This is a genomic window from Calothrix sp. PCC 7507 (genome assembly GCF_000316575.1).
Taxonomy (GTDB): Bacteria; Cyanobacteriota; Cyanobacteriia; order Cyanobacteriales; family Nostocaceae; genus Fortiea.
The window spans coordinates 994,938-1,016,616 of sequence record NC_019682.1 but is presented as its reverse complement, the minus strand read 5'-3'; the positions used below and the strand labels follow the sequence as shown (position 1 = coordinate 1,016,616).

The 21,679-nt window shown below is 40.8% G+C and carries 16 protein-coding genes; 10 read left to right on the top strand and 6 right to left on the bottom strand.

Going from position 1 to position 21,679, the window contains the following annotated elements; translation table 11 throughout:
* Positions 1–125: 125 nt before the first annotated feature.
* From CAL7507_RS04530 to CAL7507_RS04515, 3 genes are all read right to left on the bottom strand, one after another.
* Entirely contained in the window at positions 126–494 is a 369-nt protein-coding gene (locus CAL7507_RS04530) for a four helix bundle protein (protein ID WP_015127249.1), read from the bottom strand.
* The gene (locus CAL7507_RS04525; protein WP_015127248.1) at positions 491–1,990 is read right to left on the bottom strand and encodes a DUF3131 domain-containing protein; all 1,500 of its coding nucleotides are present in this window, start codon (positions 1,988–1,990) and stop codon (positions 491–493) included. The genes CAL7507_RS04530 and CAL7507_RS04525 overlap by 4 nt, the downstream gene beginning before the upstream one ends.
* A gap of 261 nt (positions 1,991–2,251) precedes the next feature.
* A complete protein-coding gene (locus tag CAL7507_RS04515; protein ID WP_015127247.1) occupies positions 2,252–3,532 on the bottom strand; it encodes a hypothetical protein in 1,281 nt (426 codons plus the stop codon).
* A 229-nt stretch (positions 3,533–3,761) separates the two neighbouring features.
* On the opposite strand from CAL7507_RS04515, the gene CAL7507_RS04510 reads away from it, so the two are divergent.
* From CAL7507_RS04510 to CAL7507_RS04490, 5 genes are all read left to right on the top strand, one after another.
* Positions 3,762–5,924 (top strand): DEAD/DEAH box helicase, encoded by a 2,163-nt coding sequence (locus tag CAL7507_RS04510; RefSeq protein WP_015127246.1) that lies wholly within the window; start codon positions 3,762–3,764, stop codon positions 5,922–5,924.
* A gap of 121 nt (positions 5,925–6,045) precedes the next feature.
* Positions 6,046–8,148, top strand: a complete 2,103-nt coding sequence (locus CAL7507_RS04505; RefSeq protein WP_144051189.1) for an ATP-binding protein — start codon at positions 6,046–6,048, stop codon at positions 8,146–8,148.
* 217 nt (positions 8,149–8,365) lie between these two features.
* Positions 8,366–8,923, top strand: a complete 558-nt coding sequence (locus CAL7507_RS04500; protein WP_015127244.1) for a GNAT family N-acetyltransferase — start codon at positions 8,366–8,368, stop codon at positions 8,921–8,923.
* Positions 8,924–9,054: 131 nt separating this feature from the next.
* Positions 9,055–10,623: a GMC family oxidoreductase gene (locus CAL7507_RS04495; RefSeq protein ID WP_015127243.1), complete on the top strand. Its 1,569-nt coding sequence runs from the start codon at positions 9,055–9,057 to the stop codon at positions 10,621–10,623.
* Between the two features lie 284 nt (positions 10,624–10,907).
* On the top strand, positions 10,908–12,101 hold the full coding sequence (locus CAL7507_RS04490; RefSeq protein ID WP_015127242.1) for an MFS transporter: 1,194 nt from the start codon (positions 10,908–10,910) through the stop codon (positions 12,099–12,101).
* Positions 12,102–12,106: 5 nt separating this feature from the next.
* On the opposite strand, the gene CAL7507_RS04485 is transcribed toward CAL7507_RS04490, so the two are convergent.
* Entirely contained in the window at positions 12,107–12,868 is a 762-nt protein-coding gene (locus tag CAL7507_RS04485) for a Uma2 family endonuclease (RefSeq protein WP_015127241.1), read from the bottom strand.
* A gap of 200 nt (positions 12,869–13,068) precedes the next feature.
* On the opposite strand from CAL7507_RS04485, the gene CAL7507_RS04480 reads away from it, so the two are divergent.
* From CAL7507_RS04480 to CAL7507_RS04470, 3 genes are all read left to right on the top strand, one after another.
* The gene (locus tag CAL7507_RS04480; protein ID WP_015127240.1) at positions 13,069–14,772 is read left to right on the top strand and encodes a DUF262 domain-containing protein; all 1,704 of its coding nucleotides are present in this window, start codon (positions 13,069–13,071) and stop codon (positions 14,770–14,772) included.
* Between the two features lie 320 nt (positions 14,773–15,092).
* Complete coding sequence (locus CAL7507_RS04475) at positions 15,093–15,923, top strand: metallophosphoesterase (protein ID WP_015127239.1); 831 nt, start codon at positions 15,093–15,095, stop codon at positions 15,921–15,923.
* 112 nt (positions 15,924–16,035) lie between these two features.
* Positions 16,036–16,863, top strand: coding sequence for a metallophosphoesterase (locus CAL7507_RS04470; RefSeq protein ID WP_015127238.1), 828 nt, complete (start codon positions 16,036–16,038; stop codon positions 16,861–16,863).
* Between the two features lie 269 nt (positions 16,864–17,132).
* On the opposite strand, the gene CAL7507_RS04465 is transcribed toward CAL7507_RS04470, so the two are convergent.
* Positions 17,133–17,690, bottom strand: coding sequence for a YidH family protein (locus CAL7507_RS04465; RefSeq protein ID WP_015127237.1), 558 nt, complete (start codon positions 17,688–17,690; stop codon positions 17,133–17,135).
* Positions 17,691–17,848: 158 nt separating this feature from the next.
* A complete protein-coding gene (locus CAL7507_RS04460; protein WP_015127236.1) occupies positions 17,849–18,505 on the bottom strand; it encodes a hypothetical protein in 657 nt (218 codons plus the stop codon).
* 374 nt (positions 18,506–18,879) lie between these two features.
* Between CAL7507_RS04460 and CAL7507_RS04455 the strand changes: the two genes are divergently transcribed.
* On the top strand, positions 18,880–19,851 hold the full coding sequence (locus tag CAL7507_RS04455) for a LysR substrate-binding domain-containing protein (RefSeq protein WP_015127235.1): 972 nt from the start codon (positions 18,880–18,882) through the stop codon (positions 19,849–19,851).
* Between the two features lie 480 nt (positions 19,852–20,331).
* On the top strand, positions 20,332–21,636 hold the full coding sequence (locus CAL7507_RS04450; RefSeq protein ID WP_015127234.1) for an efflux RND transporter periplasmic adaptor subunit: 1,305 nt from the start codon (positions 20,332–20,334) through the stop codon (positions 21,634–21,636).
* Positions 21,637–21,679: the final 43 nt, after the last annotated feature.

Below are 21,679 nucleotides of genomic sequence, written 5' to 3'. Positions count from 1 at the left end.
GTTGAACTTGGATTATTGATAATTGGGGTATAAATTTTTCATTAGGAAGAACACACAAGCCTCCTATCTTCTGACTCCTAACTCCTGACTCTTACCAAAAGCAAGCAATTTAAATACCGATCAGATCAGGGGTGAGGATTCAGTAAGGATTTATGGTAGGCATCTAATAATTTACTGACTGGCTCCAGTTGAGACATCAACTCTGTACTGTCGCCATATCCGAGGTCTTTCGCCAAAATCAGATAATAGCGGCATTCTTCAAGAGAACCTTGTGCGATGTTCATAAACCGAGCCTTATCAGGTCTGGTTCTTTTCTTAAACCCTTCGGCAATGTTGGCTGCAATTGACACAGCAGCTCGTCTGAATTGAGAAGTCAGTCCATATATCTCTGTTTTCGGAAACTTCTCAGTAAACATGTATGTAGACAAAACAAATTGATGTGCCTTTTGCCAAACAAGCAAATCCTGAAAACTCTTTGCTGGTGTTCTATTCATTTTGACTCCTGACTCCTAACTCCTGAATTCTGACTCCCAACTCCCGACTCCTGACCCCTAACTCCCGCCCAAACAGTTAGCGGCTGACCGACTTTTTTATACAGTAAGCTTTCCAGAATTACGCCGTTATTATTGGCAGTAAGAGATTTATTTGGCTCACGTAGAGACTCATAAAAGCCGTTGTACCAGCCGTCTTGAGATTTAAGGTTGGTTTGAACAAAATCAAACAATTGGCGTGTGTAATTAGTGTTATATAGTACATGCCAGCCGATCGCCGCTTTGGCACTGAGAAACCGCAAATTGTTGTGCTGTTTTTGGGTATCTGTGATGGTTGCCCAAGGTTCTCCGTTGACAAACAAGCTGCTATAAACGAAGTAAGGGGAGCGATCTAGGTTGTCTTCGGTGACTGCGGTTAATTGTTTTGTGGCTTGATAGCGCGCAGCCTGAGCGGCTAAAACCCTGTCTGCATAGGCTTTTGGTAGAGCTTGAAAACCAGTTTCAATACCATCTAAAATATAAGGCTCACTCAGGACGTAGTTATTAGCGCCAGAGTTTTTATAATCACGGCGATCGTAGGGAATTCCTTGTCCATAAAGATTAATGAAGGCTGTGTGAGATTGATAGTCTAAGGCTTGCTTGACATTTAACCCCCACAACTTCAAGCCATAGGCAGCATAATTTTCATAACCTAAGCGACCTTCTTGGTTATACTGTTCTTTGCCGGAAACAACGGCAGTACCATACATTTGTCCGTTTTTAGTGAGCCGTTTAACTTGCCAATGTTGCCAAACAGCTTCAGTCTGCGATCGCAAGTTTGGATACTTCGCCCCAACAATTTTTAACCAAATTGCCATCCGCCCTAAATCGATCGCAGACCAACCAATTTCTTCCTTTTTCTCTACTTGACCGTAATTAACAGGTACAAGGGTTTTGGAGTTATAAACTTTATTTGGTAGTTCTTTTTTATATAGAGGCATAGATGCTAACGTCTTTAACATCTTGCTCATTTTGGCTTCAAACTCCGCCGCAGGTACGATATCGAGTTCTCTAGCGCTAACTAAAGCAGCGATCGCAGCTGCTTGATCCCACATAGTCACCGAAGCAAAATTATCGACAGCATTCACCAAGCCTGTTTCATTATTCCAGTTCCGCTGAAAATAGAACCAAGCCTGACGAGCAGTTGCAGTTTCCTCTGCACTTAGTGTTCCCACCCCAGGCGCAACATAAGGAATTGCGGCAACTTTCAGTTGACTAGGATCAACAGGTGTCCCCGGTAAAACTACTGATTGGTTGTCAAGTCTAGCGATGATTTCAGCTGCTTTCACCGGAGAAGTAGTTTGGGATATTAATATTTGAGGCTTTTGTATGGGAGAATTTTGAGCAAGTTGTTTAGACCAGAAATTTAGACCAGAAATTGCGATCGCTGCTGTCACCACCCCTCCTACTGAAGAAAGTATTGACAGGCTCTTAGGTGGTGGTTGAAAATCAGAACTCATGCTAGCTGCACCCTCATTTTTTAAGTCGCCGTTGATTGGGAAGTTCTATCAAATCAATCTTTCCCACTTTCAAGACTTAAATAACATGTGGGAGAGAGAAATCAGAATACAGGAGTCAGGAGGTAGGAGAGCTTCAAATTTCCAGAAATGGACTTTAAGTAACGATAATTTTTATTTTTGCCCACAAGAAATAAGGTTCCAAGCTGTAGAGTTAGTCGCCAATCAATCACTCCTGTATTCTGACTCCCAACTCCCTCTTAATTAAAATTTAACTCGCAACTGTCCTGTCAAAGAATTCCCTCCGTAGGAACTAGCACCCGTATCTTGATTGCGGACATTACTATAGCTATAACCCAAGTCTGCCTCTAAATTAGGTGACAACTTGGCTGTACAACGAGTTTGATAGGTATTAGCATTATTAAATTCGCCATTTAGTCGTTGCTGTCCTAAATTTGCAGCTAATCGACAGCGCAAAAAATTGGTAATATCTCCTTCCCAAGCCAACTCAGCGTTGTAGACTAGAAAATCGGGTGGGGAAAAATAGCCACTTGTACGTTCTAAATTGCGATCGTAGCTCCAGTTAAATAAGTTAGCTGCTAATGAAAACTGCCCAAATTTACGCTCTATTCTGCTAAATATTTGTACTTCCGAATTACCATCGTTATAGTTACCCAAACGTAATGATGAGAACAAACTAGTATTCCGGTCAATTTGCCAATATAAATCAGGGCCAAATCTCCAAGCAGTAATTTGATTTTCTAAAGTTCGGGCACTCGATTTATAAGGTGCTTGTTCTAAATTAAATGACAGAACTGCCGCTGATAATAATTGACCTGAAGATGAAACTTGCGGCTGAAAAAGTGGTGTTTCAGCTTTGGCATTAAAGTTAATAGCGGTAGGTAATCGGTCAAATAAATCCACGCCTGCTGATGTTTGTAAAGTCACTTGCCCAATTTTTCCCAGCCAGCCAATTTGCAGCGGAATATTCAGAATTGATTCCACACCGCTTTGTGCAAAGGAGTTCAAACCCGTCTTGAACAATATTTTATTACCATTACTCAAGCGAAACTGCGCTGTTGGTTCAATGAATAAGTTGCTTTGTCCAAAATTATCAGTATCATGACGAAAATCTGTTTGGATACTTTCTAAAACTACACTCGGCGTGACAGGTTCAGTGGAAGCCGGTGATGGACTTGCATTCTGTGGTAGCTTAGGTAATGTTGGTGGCGTTAATCGCAGACCTGGGTTAAAATTTTCGGGTGCTGCAATCAAAACAGGCGATCGCGGTAATTGATTCAGCAGTTCTGAGTTAGAAGTTTTAATGTCCAAGTCTTCCTCTTGCAGCTCAAGAATGACTTCAGTAACTTGTTCAGGTAAATTCAAGTCTTCATGCAATTGAGCAGCCTGTAACTGATTTCCCGATAATATCCAAATCCCTACGCTCCAGATTACTCCCCATTGGATTTGCAGACATTTTATACCAAACTCAGGACTTGAACTATATCTAGAGAGCGCGCAATAACGTCTAAAATTATCTGACATTGGTCAATACTACAGTTGTACATAGAAAAATATCTGCCAAAGAATTTTCTAGCAGTAGCCTGATTGCTTTGACTCGGTGTTATAGTACCCAATACATTCTGAAAATATAAGGTTTTATGAAATAAGTTTTTTACTACTTTGATTATTGAAAAAACCAGGCAATGCCCACCGTATCATGGTTTTCGGTGGGCAATGCCCACCCTACTACTATTCTCTATTCCTTCTCTATATGAGTGATATATTCAATCGCCTAGCACCATTTATTCAAGAATATATTTATCATCACAATTGGACTGAATTACGCCCAGCCCAAATAGCAGCTTGTGAAGTCATCTTTGACACGGATGCTCACTTGTTAGTTGCCGCTGCAACGGCTGCAGGTAAAACAGAAGCAGCATTTTTGCCAATTGTAACTCGATTATATGAAAAGCCAACTAATACTATAGGGGCATTGTATATTGGTCCGATTAAAGCTTTAATTAATGACCAATTTGAACGCCTTAATGATTTATTGAAATTAGCAGATATACCTGTATGGCATTGGCATGGTGATGTTTCTCAAAGTCATAAAAATCAACTTTTTAAAAATCCTAAAGGCATTTTACAAATTACACCTGAATCTTTAGAAAGCTTATTAATCAATAAAAATCATGAACTGATGCGCTTATTTGGTGATTTACAGTTTGTGGTAATTGATGAAATTCATGCCTTTATGGGTTCAGAACGGGGTTGTCAGATTATTTGCCAATTAGAGCGGTTGGCAATGTTAACAAAAACACAACCCCGCCGGATTGGTTTGTCTGCAACTCTCGGTGATTATTCAATGGCGGAAGATTGGTTACGCTCTGGGACTGATAAGATAGTAATCACACCAAAAATTGAGGCGGGAAAACGCCAGGTTAAGCTAGCTGTAGAACATTTTTATAGTGAAGTTGAGGAGTCAGAGGTGACAGATTATGAAAAATATATTTTTAACCTCACTCAATCACGTAAATGTCTAATTTTTGCGAACAATCGCACTCAAACTGAATCTATAATTGCTTCCTTGCGAAAAATCGCTGTGGAAGAATCATTACCAGATATCTATCATGTGCATCATGGCAGTATTTCTGCGAGTTTGCGACAAGCTGCTGAAAATGCGATGCGGGAACCTAATCATCCAGCGGTAACTGCGGCAACACTTACTTTAGAATTAGGTATAGATATTGGTCATTTAGAGCGAGTTATTCAGTTAGAATCACCTCTTTCTGTCGCCAGTTTTTTACAACGTTTAGGACGCACAGGGAGAAGAGGTGAGGCTGCTGATATGCGCTTTGTTTGTGTTGAAGATAAAGCTTCATTGACAGCATCTCTACCAGAGCAGATTCCTTGGCAACTTCTACAGTGTATCGCTATTATCCAACTTTATCTAGAAGAGCGTTGGATTGAACCAATTAAACCAGTCAAATATCCTTTGAGTTTGCTTTATCATCAGACAATGAGCATTTTAGCTGCAACCGGTGAACTGTCACCTGCTGCCTTAGCTAAACAAGTTTTAAGTATGCCACCATTTGCAGCTATTTCTCAAGCAGATTTCCTCTTATTGCTCCGCTATTTAATTGATATTGACCATATTCAAAAAACTGAACAAGGTAAATTAATTATCGGTTTGACTGGGGAAAAAGTGGTGAGAAAATTTCAGTTTTATGCAGTCTTTGCTGAGAGTCAGGAATATGCGGTGAAGCAAGGTACAACAGAAATTGGTAGTATATTAATGCCGCCGCCTGTTGGCAATCAATTTGCTTTGGCGGGGAGAACCTGGGAAGTAGTAGAAGTTGATTTCAAAAAAAGAGCGATCGCTGTTAAACCAGTAGCCGGAAAATCTACTATTTATTGGCGTGGTGGCAGTGGGATAATTAATACAAAAGTTTTGCAACGGATGCGGCAAGTTTTGTTGGAAGATGCTGAATATAGCTACTTACAAAATAATGCTCAACAGCGGTTACAAAAAGTTCGTCAACTCGCGATTAATGCTGGATTAGATAAACAAAATATTTTGCAATTAGAGAAGGGTAAATGTTGTATTTTTCCCTGGATGGGTACGCTAGCTTACCGCACTTTAGAAAGATGGCTGAATTCTTGCTGTCGAGAATCTCTGGAAATTAAAAGTATTGGTGGGGTAAATCCCTATTATTTGACAATAAAATTAGGCAAGGAGAAATGTCAACAGCTTAATGAGGAAATCTCTGCGTTGCGTGAACAACGAATTACTGCAGAATATTTATTAAGTGAATCTGAAGCACCGGAAAATCAAAAGTATGATAAATTTATCCCTTATCCACTTTTGCGGAAAGCTTTTGCTGATGATTATTTAGATATTGCAGAACTCCAACAGCAATTGATGGTTTGGTAATTTGTTGCCAACTACTGAACTGTCCCCCATTCCCTTAATTAATATTTCGCAATTTTCTGTCGATTGATCCTTAATCCTTTATATTAAGTAATAGTACGTAAGATTTGAGGAAGGGATGGCAATGACATCTCTGTTAGAGCGACTAAGTGCAGAAAGAAATCGCAGATTTGTGGGACGTTTGCGGGAACTGGAGTTATTTCAGCAGGCGATCGCATCTCCCACATTACCTTTCCACATTTTGCACCTCTTTGGCCCTGGTGGTGTGGGTAAGACAACCCTGATGCAGCAGTTTTTACAACACTGTCAACAACTAAAATTACAGTGTTTTTACATAGAAGGACGAAACATTGAAGCTGCACCAGAGTCTTTTATAAGTGCGTTGCGGGCATCAATGGGGCTAGATGAATCAGATTCTCCCCTAGATGTGCTAGCTGCTACTAAAGAGCGCAACGTGATTTTAATTGATACTTACGAAAGTATTGCCCAATTAGATGAATGGTTACGGGAAGTTTTCCTACCCCAATTATCTGAAAATACCCTAATTGCGATCGCTGGACGAAATTCCCCCTCATCTCCTTGGCGCAGCGATCCGGGTTGGCAAGCTTTGATTCACATCTTACCCCTACACAACCTCACCCCTGAAGAAAGCTTAGTTTACCTGACAAGACGGGAAATTCCCGCTACCCAACACCAAGCTATTCTCAATTTTACTCACGGACATCCTTTAGCATTGTCGTTGGTTGCTGATGTGTTTGCCCAGGCGGCAGAAATCTCTTTTCAACCAGAATCAGCCCCTGATGTGGTGAAGACGCTACTAGAAAGATTCGTCAGAGATGTCCCGACACCCTTACACCGCCTGGCGCTACAAGCTTGTGCTGTGGCGCGGCTAACCACCGAAGCATTACTAACACAAATGCTGGCATTACCTGATAGCCATGAGATATTTGAGTGGCTACGCGGACTATCATTTATTGAATCTGGACAGTCAGGTTTATTTCCTCACGATTTAGCGCGAGAAGTCTTAATTGCAGACTTGCGCTGGCGTAATCCTGACTTGTATGCTGAATTGCACCAGCAGGCGCGTAATTATTACAGTCAACGCCTAGGGCAAAGTCAGGGACAGGAAAAACATCGTGTGCTATTTGATTATATGTTCCTGCATCGGGATAACCCGGCGATTCGACTACGATTTACTTGGGGTGAACACAGCAGTTTATTGACTGACTCGCTCCAAGAAACTGACAAAACGCCACTGTTGGAGATGGTAGCCAAATATGAAGGTGAGGAATCCGCCAACATCGCGGCGCATTGGTTACAGCGCCAACCTCGTAATGTCGTGGTGTTTCGCGATTCGCAATCGACACCTGCAGGATTTGCCATGATGGTGACATTGCACGAAGTAAGTTCAGAAGACTTAAGTAAAGATCCAGGGGCGATCGCTGCTTGGCAATATCTGCAAACCCATGCACCATTACGCCCGCAAGAAGGCGCAACCATTTTCCGTTTCTGGATGGCGCGGGATACCTATCAAACTGTTTCCCCCACCCAAAGCCTAATTTTTATTAATTTTGTCCAGTATTTCCAGAAAACCCCAGGTCTAGCATACACCTTCTTTCCCTGTGCTGAACCGGATGCTTGGACACCAATGCTAACCTACTTTGATTTGGTGCGAATTCCCACTGCTGATTTTACAGTCGGGGGACGACGTTATGGAGTTTATGGTCATGATTGGCGAGTGGTTTCACCAACGGCATGGCAGCAACTTTTAGCACAAAGAGAGATGACGAATTCCGTAGAAGCCGTAGCTAGTGCCCCAGTTAGTCAACCTCTGTTAGTTCTCAGTCAGCAAGAATTTGTGGAAGCGGTGCAGGATGCATTGCGTAATTTTACTCGTCCTGATGCATTGCAGAAAAATCCTTTAGTGCGATCGCGAAGCGTGCAGGGACTGCTCTCACGTTTAGTAGCAGAACAAGTGACAAAAGATACGACAAGCGATCGCATTACCGCTCTGCAAACTTTAGTGAAACAATCTCTAGAATCTTTGCAGTCATCACCGCGAGATGAAAAACTTTATCGCGCTGTTTATCGCACCTATCTAAATCCCGCCCCCACCCAAGAACAAGCCGCAGAATTATTAGATTTGCCCTTTAGTACCTATCGGCGTCATCTCAAAGCAGGGGTGAAACGGTTGATAGAAAATCTTTGGCAACAGGAAATTAGTTAAATAAGCTACTTGACAGCGTGCAGCTAATAGGTATAAAAGAAAAGTATTGATGTTAGAGATTGCCTTTGTTGCCAGTCATTGAGTAAAAACGTAATTCTGGGCTGATACTTGTTGATTCGTAAGTGCAGCCTAATTAGACCTCGCACCACGCTTCTAGTGCGAAAACTTTTAGTCGGAATTTACAACCTCAAAGACATACCAAACAAAGGAATTTTCAATGCAATTCAAACCACTTTTTGCGGGTCAATTAGTTCGCCTTGCTGCACCTAAACCAGAAGACAGCGAATATTTCGCCAAATGGTCTGAAAACGACGAGTACCTGAGAATTGCGGATAACGACCCGGCACGTCCCTTGACTCCAGAGGCTTGGGCAGAATTTGAAGCAACTGTTCTGAGTTCACCAAACAGCTTCAATTTCCATCTACGAACCTTGGCAGATGATACCTTAATTGGCGGTGTTGGTTTGTTTGGTATTCAGTGGATGCACCAAGTTGGATCATTGGGTATCGCCATTGGAGATCCAGCATACTGGGGCAAAGGCTATGGTACAGATGCTCTAAAAATTATTCTGGGATACGCTTTTCGGGAATTAAACCTCTATCGGGTAGGGTCAACAACGATTAGCTATAACATCCGTTCCATGAAAGCCCATGAAAAAGTGGGGTTTCGCCAAGAAGGAATCCAACGCAGCTTTATTCAGCGAGAGGGACAGCGATTTGATGTCATTCATTATGGTATTCTGCGCCCAGAATGGCAGGCACTCCAACCGCTATAACTACTTGTGCTAGATTTATCGTTGTTCTGGAAAAGAGTAGCTTAGGGATGAAGATGAGGGACAATCAATAATGATTTCTTGTCCCCTCATCCACCCGATTTAGAAATACTATTACGCAACTAAAAAACTTTATGTATGACTATGCGATCGTGGGTGCTGGTTCAGCAGGTTGTGTATTGGCTAACCGCCTGACAGCAGACGCAAAAACTACTGTGCTTTTGCTAGAAGCAGGGCGAACCGATAACAAGGCAGAAATTCATATCCCTGCTGGTTTCCCTAAACTGTTTAAAACTGAGTATGACTGGGCTTACTATACAGAAAAACAGCCTGACTTAAATAATCGGGAACTTTATTGGCCTCGCGGAAAAGTCTTAGGCGGAAGTAGCTCGATTAACGCCATGATTTATATTCGCGGTAACTGCTATGACTATGACCATTGGCACGATTTAGGTAATGTAGGATGGAGTGCTAAAGAGGTACTTTCCTACTTCAAAAAAGCCGAAAATCAAGAGCGAGGCGCTGATACATATCATGGTAGCGGTGGACTTCTCAATGTTGCCGATCTCCGCTACATTAATCCTCTATCCCAGGCTTTTGTCACTGCAGGTTTAGAAGCAGATTTACCACAAAATCACGATTTTAATGCTACTACACAAGAAGGAGTCGGATTTTATCAAGTAACTCAAAAAAATGGTCAGCGTCACAGTGCGGCTGTTGCATATTTAAAGCCGATTCTTCAACGTCAAAATTTGACTATTAAAACTAATGCTCAAGTAACTCGCATATTATTTTCAGGTAGACAAGCTGTTGGCTTAACTTATATTCAAAACGGTTCAATCTATGAAGTGAAAATTGCCAAAGAGGTAATTTTAAGTGGTGGTGCGATCAATTCTCCTCAACTATTAATGCTTTCGGGAATTGGGCCAGGCGATCGCCTCCAATCTTTGGGTATCCCAGTGTTAGTAAATCTGCCTGGTGTTGGACAAAATTTACAAGACCATTTAATGGCGTCTGTAATCTATAAATCTAAAAAACCAATATCTCTAGCTAATGCAGAGCGACCTACCAATTTTCTCAAATATTATTTATTTAAAAATGGTGCATTAACAACAAACGTAGCAGAAGCTGGCGGTTTTGTCAAAACTAAGCCCGACTTAAAAACTAGTGACCTACAATTTCATTTTTCTCCCGTCTCCTACTTAAATCACGGTTTCACACGACCCAAATGGCATGGCTTTACTTTAGCGCCAACTTTGATACATCCACTAAGCAAAGGTAGTATTACTTTACGCTCTAATAATCCCCTAGAAGCACCAGTTATTCAGCCGAACTATCTAGCTAATGAAGCAGATTTACAAGTTTTATTAGCAGGTGTAAAACTGTCTCGCGAACTCATGAAGATGGCAGCATTTGATACTTATAGAGGTGAGGAAGTATTGCCTGGTTTACAAATACAAACAGAAGCCGAAATATGCAATTTCATTCGCAATACAGCAGAAACCTTATATCATCCGGTTGGCACTTGTAAAATGGGGAATGATTTACTATCAGTCGTCAACTCCCAACTTCAAGTTTATGGAGTCCAAGGGTTGCGAGTAGTAGACGCTTCTATCATGCCCTCTATCGTTAGTGGTAATACCAATGCCCCAACGATGATGATTGCTGAAAAAGCTGCTGACATGATTGCTAATAATTGCTAACTCTATTTTTTATACAATATTCGACTCAAATCTCCCTCTTTCCTCTATAGAATACTCTACTTATGTGGGTTATAAAAGAAACGAATTAATTCATCTATCCCAGAGCAATGAGCAAAAAATGAGCAGTTTTTGGACTGGTAAATGAATATTGCTTGATGTTAGCTTTTAGCTTTACATCAACATACCGTTTTTATAATCTCAGCATTATGCTAATTACAATGCCATTTTGTAATTGAGATTTATCTTACAATTGCACCACTGACACAAGCAACTAAGACAATATTATGGTTAACTCTTTCAGTTCCCGCCCTGAGATTTTATGGCGACAAGTTTGGGGATTAGCTACGTTGCTGGCAGCTATTATCTTTAGTTGGATGGCATACGGGCTGTTTCAACCAAAAATTTTACAAAAGCTGGAATTTTCCGAACTAGCAGGTAGTTTAGGGATAATTCAAGGATTACTCTCAATTGTGATAGAACCAGTTGTGGGAGGGCTTTCCGATCGCATCCAGCACTACTTAGGAAATCGCTTACCTTTGATCAGTGTTGGGGTAACGTTAGCAGGTTTGATTTTTGTTGCTGTCTCGCTGTTAGTCGAACAAAATTTACAAGGCGCTGTGCGTTGGGTAGTACCTGTTTTGATGACTGCTTGGGTAGTGGCAATGATTATCTTTCGTGGCCCGGCGATCGCATTATTAATGCAGTTTGCGCCTGTGACAGAATTACCCCAAGCGAATGCTATCCTGGTGTTTGTGTTTGGGTTAGTTGGCGCTATTGGCCCAATATTAGATATCTTGCTCAACAAAATTGGTGCATCGATGACTTTTCTTCTGGGAGCGATCGCCTTGATTATGGGAGCATATATTTTGCGCTCATCAACTCCCAATCACTCCTTTAATCCCTCTACTATCAATCAAGATATCCCCGCAACTACTCCTCCTATATTGTTAATTTTGATTTTTTGTGTCGGCTTTGGTGCGGGATTGGAAGTGAATCTACTAATGTCAATATTCCCTTTAGAATTACAAACTCAACTCCCCAGTATTAAACTAGAATTTATTACCTCTGGCATATTTTTAGTCTCAGCGATCGCTTCAATTCCTCTAGGAGAATGGACTGCTCAACTTGGTGCTAATAAGGCAATTACACTTGGCTTAGGAACAATGACAGGCTTGATGGGGCTAGCATTATTAAATGACAATGACATCCTCGTAGTCGCATTCATACTTGCTTTTGGTATTAGTTTTAGTTTAGTTTTTGTCAGTATGATTCCTTTCGCTTTGAGTAAGGTTCCCCCCAATCAAGCAGGCTTAAGTACTGGATTATATTTTGGTGGTAGTGCCGGCGCAACTGCTCTAGTGCCAATTTTAATCAAACAAGTAGGGATGACTTCTATGGGAGCATTTTTATTAGCAGAAGTGGCTTTTTTTGCGATAGCTGGATGTATTATGATGAGCAAGAAAATTCAACTCGCCTAATACTTTCACACATCCGGCTCTATCCCTAATGCTCGTAACTGTGCTGTCAATCTTTCAGCTTTTTGACGTTCCTGTTCAGCTTTTTGACGTTCCTGTTCCACTTCAGTGATAGCTGCTTCTTCTGGTAACAAAACCAGAGTTCCAGCGCGATTATAAAACCGCAACCAAACTGCTGTCTCTCTGTCTATTGTTCCTTCCCATGTTCCCAACCACAAGCCCAAAGTTTCACACCACAGCCACCCTTGTCCATTTGGTGCTATGCGTTGATAACGCAGGTTAACATCTAACCGCCATCCTTGAAGGGAATTAGGTTCAAAAGGGTTAAAAACAAAGTAGTCCCGTGTTCGGAAAACCCTTTCATAAATATCCTTTTTGGTTGTCGTGTCAACTTTAGCAGTCGTTGGTGACATTAACTCTACAATCACATCCGGGTAACGCCCACCTTCATCCCACACTACCCAACCTTGTCTAGAGTTATTGCCATCAACATCCAACACTACAAAAAAATCAGGCCCACGGAAGTCTTTATTCCGAACTTGGGCGCTGTTGTAGTAGACAAACATATTACCACCCGTAAAGAAGTCGTTACGGTCAGCCCAAGCTTGTTGTAACGAACGAATTAGGGCATTCATCGCAATGCGGTGACGATTACTCTCCAAAGGTTCACCATCATCAAAAATCAAGTCAGTGGGAGGCATAGGGGGGTTTTCCCAGTCCCACGATTCTACGTTCTGGGAGATTGTCTCTTTTGTGATGTCAGTTGACATAATGTAGCTCTCCCTACTTTGAGCTTCTATATATTTAGATTAGCCGATATTGTCTGATCAGGTTTGTAGACATAGGGGTGAATCTCTTCTTACCATCACCTCAAGCATAAAAATACCACAACACCCTCAAAAGTTGCTTATTAATGGGAACACTAGCTTTAAGGACAGTGTAATCTACCACGCCTAGAAAGGAGATATATATGAGTACAACTAAAATTCAAGCTACTGAATATCCTATTCATAAAGTATTTAGCGACGATTTTGTCTTTAGTATTCCTCTATATCAGCGTCCTTATGCTTGGACAACTGAGCAAGCTGGAGAACTACTCGAAGATTTGATTACTGCTTTAGGAGACAGTGACGAGAAAATTGATGAAATAAACCCTTATTTCTTAGGAAGTATTGTACTCATAAAAAGAGATAAACCAGATGCCCAAGTTGTGGATGGTCAACAGCGTTTAACCACAATCACTGTTCTTCTAACTACTTTACGGGCATTAGTTTCTCAACCACACAAACATATATTAACCAAATATTTATATCAAGAAGATGATTTTGACCCTGATCATAATGTCTATCGTTTAAATTTGCGTGAGCGAGATGCAAAGTTTTTTCAGGAATATATTCAGGATAAAGATGGTATTGATAAACTGAAAAAATTACCTAATGCGAAACTATCCGATAGCCAGAAAAATCTCAAAGATAACGCATTATTCTTTTTGCAGCGCTTACAAGCTTCTAGTGAATTCTATCTGCTTCACTTGACTCAATTCATAATTAAAAGATGTTTTTTAGTAGTTGTCTCCACTCCTGATATTGATTCTGCATATCGAATATTTTCTGTGATGAATAATCGAGGTATGGATTTATCTCATGCAGATATTTTCAAGGCAGAAATTATCGGTAAAATCCCCTCTGAAAAGCGGCAGGAAAAATACAGTAAAAAATGGGAAGAAATAGAAGAGAAACTAGGTCGAGATATATTTAAGAGCCTATTCTCACACATCAGAATGATTCATGGTAAATCCAAGCCTAGTGAAAGCATACTCAAGGAGTTCATGAAAGATGTTAAACCTTGTCCTACTGATTACCCTGAAGAGTTTATTGATAAAACTCTAATTCCATTAGCTGATGCTTTTTTTGATATTGCTAATCAAGCATATTATAGTGATAATATCGCATTAAAAGATAAAATTTATGAATTATTTAGGTGGCTATACAATTATATTGATAATTCCGACTGGATACCTCCAGCTATTTTATATCTATCAAAAAACTACTATTATCCTGACTTATTACTGCGTTTTTTCTCCGATCTAGATCGCCTTGCTTCATGTCTAATGATTCAAAGATTTAATATCAATGAACGCATTGAACGTTACAGCAAATTACTAAAGGCTATTGAGAATGAAGAAGACTTGTACACACCTAATTCACCACTGCAACTACAGCCTAAAGAGCAAAGCAATATCGTTAAAATATTGAATGATCACCTTTATTTAATTAGAAAAATTAGGCTTTATGTTCTACTACGTTTAGACGCTGCACTCTCTGAGGGGAAAGCTGCCTATCACTTCTCTAATATTACTGTTGAGCATGTGTTACCCCAAAATCCACCTGCTAAGAGTGAATGGATAACTTGGTTTCCCAGCCCAGAAGAACGTGAGAACTATACCCATCGCTTAGGAAATCTGGTTTTGCTTTCTCGGAGTAAAAACAGTCAGGCAGGAAATTACGATTTTAAACGGAAGAAAGAAGAGTATTTCACCAGTAAAACAGGTGTGGCAAATTTTGCGCTAACTACACAAGTTTTGAGGGAAGAGAAATGGACACCTGAAATCATTGAAAAGCGCCAAAAACAGCTAATTGATAAGCTTAAGGAAGTCTGGCGGTTACAGGATTAGGTTTTTACCCGGCGATCGCAGTTAAATACCAATACAGTTCAGTTGAGCCAAAAAACCCTGATGTCGAGACGGCGATTTATCGCGTCTTGAAAGACCAATCATCCTTAACTGAACCGTATTGAGTTAAATACAAGTATATTTAGCCTTGCAGAAAATTAAGACAATAAAATTGTGATATAAAATTAGCATAAGTAAGTATAAATACGTAATCAACTTACAGGTTTCATGAATTTTTCAAGAAGTTAGTTCGGTTGTAACAATCAGAAGGAGGATTTTTCGTTAGGCTATAAGCGCTATTCTTAAGGATTATTGAGCTACTTATGCACTGGTTATTATCTGGACCGTTGAGTACGGAGAGATTAACGGTTAAGATTGCAGATTTGCCTGAACGTTTACATGGTAAGAAACTGGTGCAGATGTCCGATTTTCATTATGACGGTTTGCGGCTGTCAGAAGAAATGCTAGAACGAGCGATCGCAGTTAGCAACGCCGCTAAACCAGATTTAGTTCTCTTGACAGGCGACTATGTAACCACCAGCCCAGAACCAATTCACGCCCTAGTGCTGCGACTCAAACGTCTACAAAGTCGCGCCGGTATTTATGCCATACTGGGGAACCACGATATCCGCCACAGACATTCACAAACAGAAATTACCGCCGCCCTCAATAATATTGGGATTCACGTTCTTTGGAACCAAATCGCTTATCCGCTGGGAAAAGAATTACCAATAGTAGGATTAGCAGATCAATGTTCACAAGAATTCAATCCTACGTCAGTTATGAGCCAGCTAGACCCCGCTACTCCCCGAATTGTTTTATCCCACAACCCTGATACAGCAGAGATATTACAAGCATGGCGAGTAGATTTACAATTATCTGGTCATACTCATGGTGGTCAAATCGTGATTCCAGGGATTGGCCCTGTAGCACTCTATTACAAAAAAATAGTACGAAGAATTCCTACAAAAATACGCCGTCGAATTCCAGGTTTGCGGCGTGATTACTCTGTATTGCGTCATTGGGAATGGTCACAGGGTTTACATCGGGTAGGAGATAATCAGTTATACGTCAATCGTGGCTTAGGAACTTATGAACCAGGACGTTTATTCTGTCCGCCAGAAGTTACTATCCTAACGCTACAAAGCGCATAATTAATTCAGTTATCAGTCAACAGTCAACAGTTATCAGTTATTTAATTTATGCAAGATACATTTTGATTTTTGGTAAGCTGTAAGCGCTGCTATGAGGAGTGTCTGTTGAACTATGCATTGGTTATTTACGGGACATTTAAGAGTAGATAAACTAACGGTTAAGATTGCAAATTTACCTGCATCTTTACAAGGTACAAGGCTTGTGCAACTATCAGATTTTCATTACGATGGTTTGCGGCTATCGGAAGAAATGTTAGAACAAGCGATCGCACTTAGCAACGAAGCAGAACCTGATTTAATTCTCTTAACCGGCGATTATGTCACAGATGATCCTACTCCCATTCACCAATTGGTACGACGACTCAAACATTTAGAAAGTCGCTGTGGTGTTTATGCGGTACTCGGAAACCATGACATACAACTCAGTCACTCCAAAGCAGAAGTTACAGATGCGTTTACTAGTATTGGAATTCATGTACTTTGGAATCAAATTGCTTATCCACTAGGCACAGAATTGCCATTGGTAGGACTAGCTGATTATTGGTCACAGGAATTTTATCCAGCACCAGTGATGAATCAACTAAATTCAGCTATACCCCGCATTGTTTTATCACACAATCCAGACACTGCGATGATATTGCAAAAATGGCGAGTAGATTTGCAACTATCAGGTCATACCCACGGTGGACATATCGTATTACCAGGGATTGGCCCTTTAGTTTTTCATTATAAAAAATTATTGAAAAAATTGCCCATCAAATGGCGGCGTTGGGTGACATTCTTGCTAGGAGACGCTTCTAAAGTCGTACGATATTGGGAATGGGCCCAGGGATTTCACCGTGTAGCTAACAATCAGTTATACGTCAATCGTGGCTTAGGAACTTATCGACCAGGTCGGTTATTTTGCCCACCAGAAGTAACTGTAATCACATTAATATAGGTAGGGACAGGGTTCCCCTCATTGGTGTCAACTTAAGGTAGACGTTAGGTTGAGCAAGCGTTGGTGATGGTGGGTTACGGCAAAGCCTAACCCACCCTACAAAAGAGCCAAAGTCTTGATTTTCAAAGGCTTTAGCCTTAAGTTGACACCAATGGGCAATGCGGTGCCCTTACCAACGCATCTGTATCATTATTAAAGTGAAATGGTATAACCCTGTAAAATCAAGGAGACAGACCATTAGTCTGAGTGCTGATTCACCAGCAGCATCCTTACTCGGGTATCACTGAACTTAATGGGTCTAAAGGAGTTGTAAAAACAAAATAGATGACTCCAGAACCAAGAATCATAATCGCCAAACTAAACAAGAGTACCCAGCGATCTGATGGTTCGTAGGTATCTTCTTCAATATCACGACGAACGGCAAAATAGTGACCTGTTGAGAGCCATACCGTTACTAAGCCTACTAGCGAGAATACTAAACCTAACATCCAGCCGGTGCCAGGACGAGGTACTAAGGGTGCTTGGAAGGCACGCAGACGAACGATAACAACACCAAAACCCAACAAGGCGATCGCTGTTCGCATCCAGGCTAAGTAGGTGCGTTCGTTAGCTAAGTGATCACGCACTCGTGACGGATTCAGTCGTGCTAGCTTTTTTTTATCTTCTGTTTCGGCTGTGGGTTTGGATGTTAACCGCATCAATAATACCCTGATTCCCAAGAAAGCTTTTCTATAAAAAACGCCAAGATGGTAGCAAATATCTTTCCAGACTATTTGCATAGTGCGCGATCGCCGCACCCCTAAAATATATCGATTTACCTTAGACATTTTCTTCAAAGTATTGTAATGCAGATATCTAAATAAAACAAGCCTAAAATCGTGAGGATAAATCAAGAAATCAGCCAAAATTCAGAGAGTTGTTTACCTAAGATTTCTCTAATTTTGGCTGTGACTCTATTTAAATTGAGAAAAATACTTGATCAACGTCAAGACTTTTTGCTAGGTGCGTTGGGAACTCGTGTATCAATCAAAGCCTGCGACACATTAGGGATAAACCAGTTAGCCTCATTGCCTTGAACGATTTTAGAATTAGGAACGTTGACTTCAATTGCTCCAGTTTCTGGATTAGTTTTAATCGCCAACTGACTACCATCAGGTATCTTAACTGCAACTGGCCCTGTAAATTCTTGAGCTTGACCGTCAATTCTTAAATCGGCGATTTTGGCATCATTCGGCAGATAGAATCCATCGCAATCCCATTTAGCTTTGGTGGATTGACCATCTGCTAAAAAATACAGACCATTGTCGTATGGGGAGTTAAGGTTGTTTTCTTTCTTCGGCTTTTTACCATAGATAGCTAGGGTCTTACCTGTTTGGTTAAGACATTGACCCCAGTTGATTCCTGTTTCTAAAGCATATTTTTGAAAGGCTAACTCATCGATTTTTTTCTGAGTTTCTTCTGGTGTTGTCCCCTCAACAGGGGTTGGGGAATTTTGTGCTTGAGTGAGTTCGTTTATAGCTTTGGTGACTTCTATATAGTCAGGGTTGTTGATGAATTTTGGTCTATCCGCAAAAGAAGGTTGGGCAAAGGCTAGATTTGCCAACACCATTAAAACAACTAACAGAGATTTAAAGAGTTTCATATTTTTTCTCCTGTTGGAAGATGCTATGTTTTGTGGGCAGAAATTTGCTCTAAATGAAATCATGATGGTCGTTGACTGTTGACTGTTGACTGTTGAGCGGATAGGGAGATTTCCTTCGGCTCTGCTATCAATGGTCTAACCCTTGTGAATATGCAACTTTTATGTGGAACAATCGATCAAACCTACGCATAAATGCGTGTCGCTGTTTCGCTCAACTTTTGTTTGCAAACTTTGCCTCAGTTGCTTAGATCCGGTGTCAAAGGCTTTGATTTATACTTTAAACAAGCTAAACGATAGAATCAAGTGCTTTTTTTTGTCAAAATGATAACTACAAGTGATTAAAAATTTGACCTTCAACTTTAAGGACATTTAAAATGGCAGGGATGACGCTGGAACAGCTCAGAATCTTTGTAGCTGTGGCGGAACACCTACACTTTACTCGGGCGGCGGAAGAGCTTTATATTACCCAACCTGCTGTCAGTGCGGCGATCCAAAGCTTAGAGCAGGAGTACCGAGTAAAATTGTTCCATCGGATCGGTCGCCATATCGAGATTGCTGAGGCTGGCAAGTTACTCAAAGTGGAGGCGCGGAAAATTCTCGATCAAGTCGCCCTCACTGAAAGGGGATTGCGAGAATTAAACAATCTGCAGCGGGGTGAATTGAAATTAGGAGCTAGTCTGACAATTGGTAACTATTGGCTACCTAGTAAGATTAGTGATTTTAAGAGTCAATATCCCGGTATTTCCGTTGACTGTACTCTTGCCAATGCGGAAACGATTTGTGTAGGCACAGCAATGGGGCAGTTTGACTTGGGTTTGGTAGAAGGGGATGTGAAACCATCACTCCAGACTACTCTGGAGTATGAAATTATGGGCAGCGATCGCCTGCAAATTGTTGTTGGCAAAACACACCCGTGGTTTGAACGGGGAGAAATTTATTTAACAGAACTTACTCAAACCCCTTGGGTAATGCGAGAACACGGTTCTGGTACACAGCAAAGGTTTGAGGAAGCCTTAGAAAATTGGGGAATCAATCTCAATGAACTCAATGTAATTTTGGTATTCAACAGTGGTGAAATGGCAAAAGCTGCTATTGAAAACGGTGTGGGTGCAACAGGAATTTCTGAGTTGATGGTTAAAAAAGAACTACAACTGGGAACTCTGCGTGCCATCCGAGTTATTGATAACAGAGACAAACGTGGTATTAGTGTGGAGATAGTACGCCCTTTTTTCAAACTCAAGCATCGGCAGCGATTTCAAACTGCTCTCTCAAAAACATTTGAACAGACCTTGATATCATCTTTGTTGGATGACACACATAAAAGTTCATCAATGTCAGTCAATTAAAGATAACAGCAGACTTCCTGGAAAACTTGGAATAGGAAATTGAATTTTCCTATTTTTATAAGATTCCCGACTTTTTAATCAGTCGGGAATCTTACAATTAAGTTACTTTATATAGGGGTTTTCAGATCAGTGAGATACAGTTTTAAATCGCCAAGCCAGTAGGGGCGGGGTTTTCCCACCACCTGTTTTGTTTTATTAATGTTTTATTACATACGACTATATACCTATAAAATCAGTGAATTCACGACAAAGTTAAACAATCTTCCGGACGCACTGAAAAGACAACAGTGAAAGCTAAATTTTCAACTAGATTTTATCACTCACCTTTCGATAGATTAGACTAAATTCTAAAAGCAGTATATTTAGATGAGCTAATAGATAATTCGCAACGGAGCCTCATGCTAAATAAGTAATTTGCATTTTGAAAGTCTAAATTCTGATTTAGTTTTAGTTGAAATTTTCGGAAGTTTCCTGTATATCATGACATCCCCTGAACCACAAACTGATAGTCAAGAAAGTTCTCCACAAACATTATTAGAAGCATCTGTTAACAAAGGTCGGCAACTGAGGTTATGGTTAGCTGTACTATTACTAATTGTGGGTGCAACCGCTGTAGTTTGGCGATCGCTAATTTTTAAAGACTCAGCAGCCTCAAATCCTAACGCTCAACAAGGAATACGAGTCCAGTTGTCTCCAGTCCAAACCGGCATCATTGAAGATAGTTCAGATTTTATTGCTAGCCTAGAGTCTCGGTATTCTATCAAGGTGCAACCGAGTATTCAAGGACAAGTCACCCAGATACTCCTCAAATTAGGAGATCCAGTAGTTAAAGGTACAGCAATTATCGAAGTCAATCCCCGACAGCAACAAGCTGCAGTTAATGGGATTGATGTTGCAACTACTCAGGTAGCTCAAGTACAACTGGAAAATGCTCGCGCTACACTTCAATCTCTGCAAGCTGAAAAGTTATCTAACCTGACTGATGTGAGATTGAATCAGCAAGACTATGAAAGGTACGCCAGCCTCGCAGAACAAGGCGCAGTACCTCGGCGAATGGTAGATCAGTATGCCAATAAGCTAGCGACAACTAAAGCGAAACTGAGGACAATTGATACCAGGATTCAATCTTTGCAAGCTGCTGTGTTACAGGCAAAAACATCATTGCAGCAGTCTCAGGTAAATACACAAGTCCTTCAATACTACAAAATTATTGCTCCTTTCAATGGCACTATTGGCGATATCCCTGTCAAAGTGGGTGATTTCATTAATCCTGCTACACCAATAGCTACCATCACGCAAAACCAGCCTTTAGATGTAAAAATTTCTGTACCACGTGAGCGGGGAGTCCAATTACGTAGAGGAATACCAGTGCAGGTGATGGATGGACAAGGTCAAATATTGGGTATGAGTCGAGTATATTCGATTACTTTCAACCCTGAAAATAATACTCAGCCAATACTGGTTAAAGCACTTTTAAATAACTCCCAAAGTTTGCTCAAAGCAAATCAATTAGTGCGTGCTAGAGTGATTTGGAATCAGCAACCTGGTGTTTTAATCCCAACGACAGCCGTATCTCGTGTAGCGGGAGCGACTTTTGTTTATGTAGCACAAACAGAAACTTCTCCTCCTGGAGTTTCTCGATTAGTCGCTCGGCAAAAGCAGGTAAAGTTAGGTAAAGTCAGAGACAATAATTATCAAGTTCTCGCTGGATTGCTACCAGATGAAAAAATTATTACCTCAGGGTTGCTGAATCTTAAAGATGGTGATGCGATCGCTCCTGAGTAATAAGGAGATTTCCTCCAATAGAAATTACCAGGGAATTGTGAGT

Bases quoted from the DNA above. Each gene is read 5' to 3' on its own strand.
- CAL7507_RS04530 (WP_015127249.1), bottom strand. From the start codon at position 494: ATGAATAGAACACCAGCAAAGAGTTTTCAGGATTTGCTTGTTTGGCAA.
- CAL7507_RS04515 (WP_015127247.1), bottom strand. From the start codon at position 3,532: ATGTCAGATAATTTTAGACGTTATTGCGCGCTCTCTAGATATAGTTCA.
- CAL7507_RS04495 (WP_015127243.1), top strand. From the start codon at position 9,055: ATGTATGACTATGCGATCGTGGGTGCTGGTTCAGCAGGTTGTGTATTG.
- CAL7507_RS04525 (WP_015127248.1), bottom strand. From the start codon at position 1,990: ATGAGTTCTGATTTTCAACCACCACCTAAGAGCCTGTCAATACTTTCT.
- CAL7507_RS04460 (WP_015127236.1), bottom strand. From the start codon at position 18,505: ATGAAACTCTTTAAATCTCTGTTAGTTGTTTTAATGGTGTTGGCAAAT.
- CAL7507_RS04465 (WP_015127237.1), bottom strand. From the start codon at position 17,690: ATGTCTAAGGTAAATCGATATATTTTAGGGGTGCGGCGATCGCGCACT.
- CAL7507_RS04510 (WP_015127246.1), top strand. From the start codon at position 3,762: ATGAGTGATATATTCAATCGCCTAGCACCATTTATTCAAGAATATATT.
- CAL7507_RS04490 (WP_015127242.1), top strand. From the start codon at position 10,908: ATGGTTAACTCTTTCAGTTCCCGCCCTGAGATTTTATGGCGACAAGTT.
- CAL7507_RS04480 (WP_015127240.1), top strand. From the start codon at position 13,069: ATGAGTACAACTAAAATTCAAGCTACTGAATATCCTATTCATAAAGTA.
- CAL7507_RS04450 (WP_015127234.1), top strand. From the start codon at position 20,332: ATGACATCCCCTGAACCACAAACTGATAGTCAAGAAAGTTCTCCACAA.
- CAL7507_RS04500 (WP_015127244.1), top strand. From the start codon at position 8,366: ATGCAATTCAAACCACTTTTTGCGGGTCAATTAGTTCGCCTTGCTGCA.
- CAL7507_RS04505 (WP_144051189.1), top strand. From the start codon at position 6,046: ATGACATCTCTGTTAGAGCGACTAAGTGCAGAAAGAAATCGCAGATTT.
- CAL7507_RS04475 (WP_015127239.1), top strand. From the start codon at position 15,093: ATGCACTGGTTATTATCTGGACCGTTGAGTACGGAGAGATTAACGGTT.
- CAL7507_RS04455 (WP_015127235.1), top strand. From the start codon at position 18,880: ATGGCAGGGATGACGCTGGAACAGCTCAGAATCTTTGTAGCTGTGGCG.
- CAL7507_RS04470 (WP_015127238.1), top strand. From the start codon at position 16,036: ATGCATTGGTTATTTACGGGACATTTAAGAGTAGATAAACTAACGGTT.
- CAL7507_RS04485 (WP_015127241.1), bottom strand. From the start codon at position 12,868: ATGTCAACTGACATCACAAAAGAGACAATCTCCCAGAACGTAGAATCG.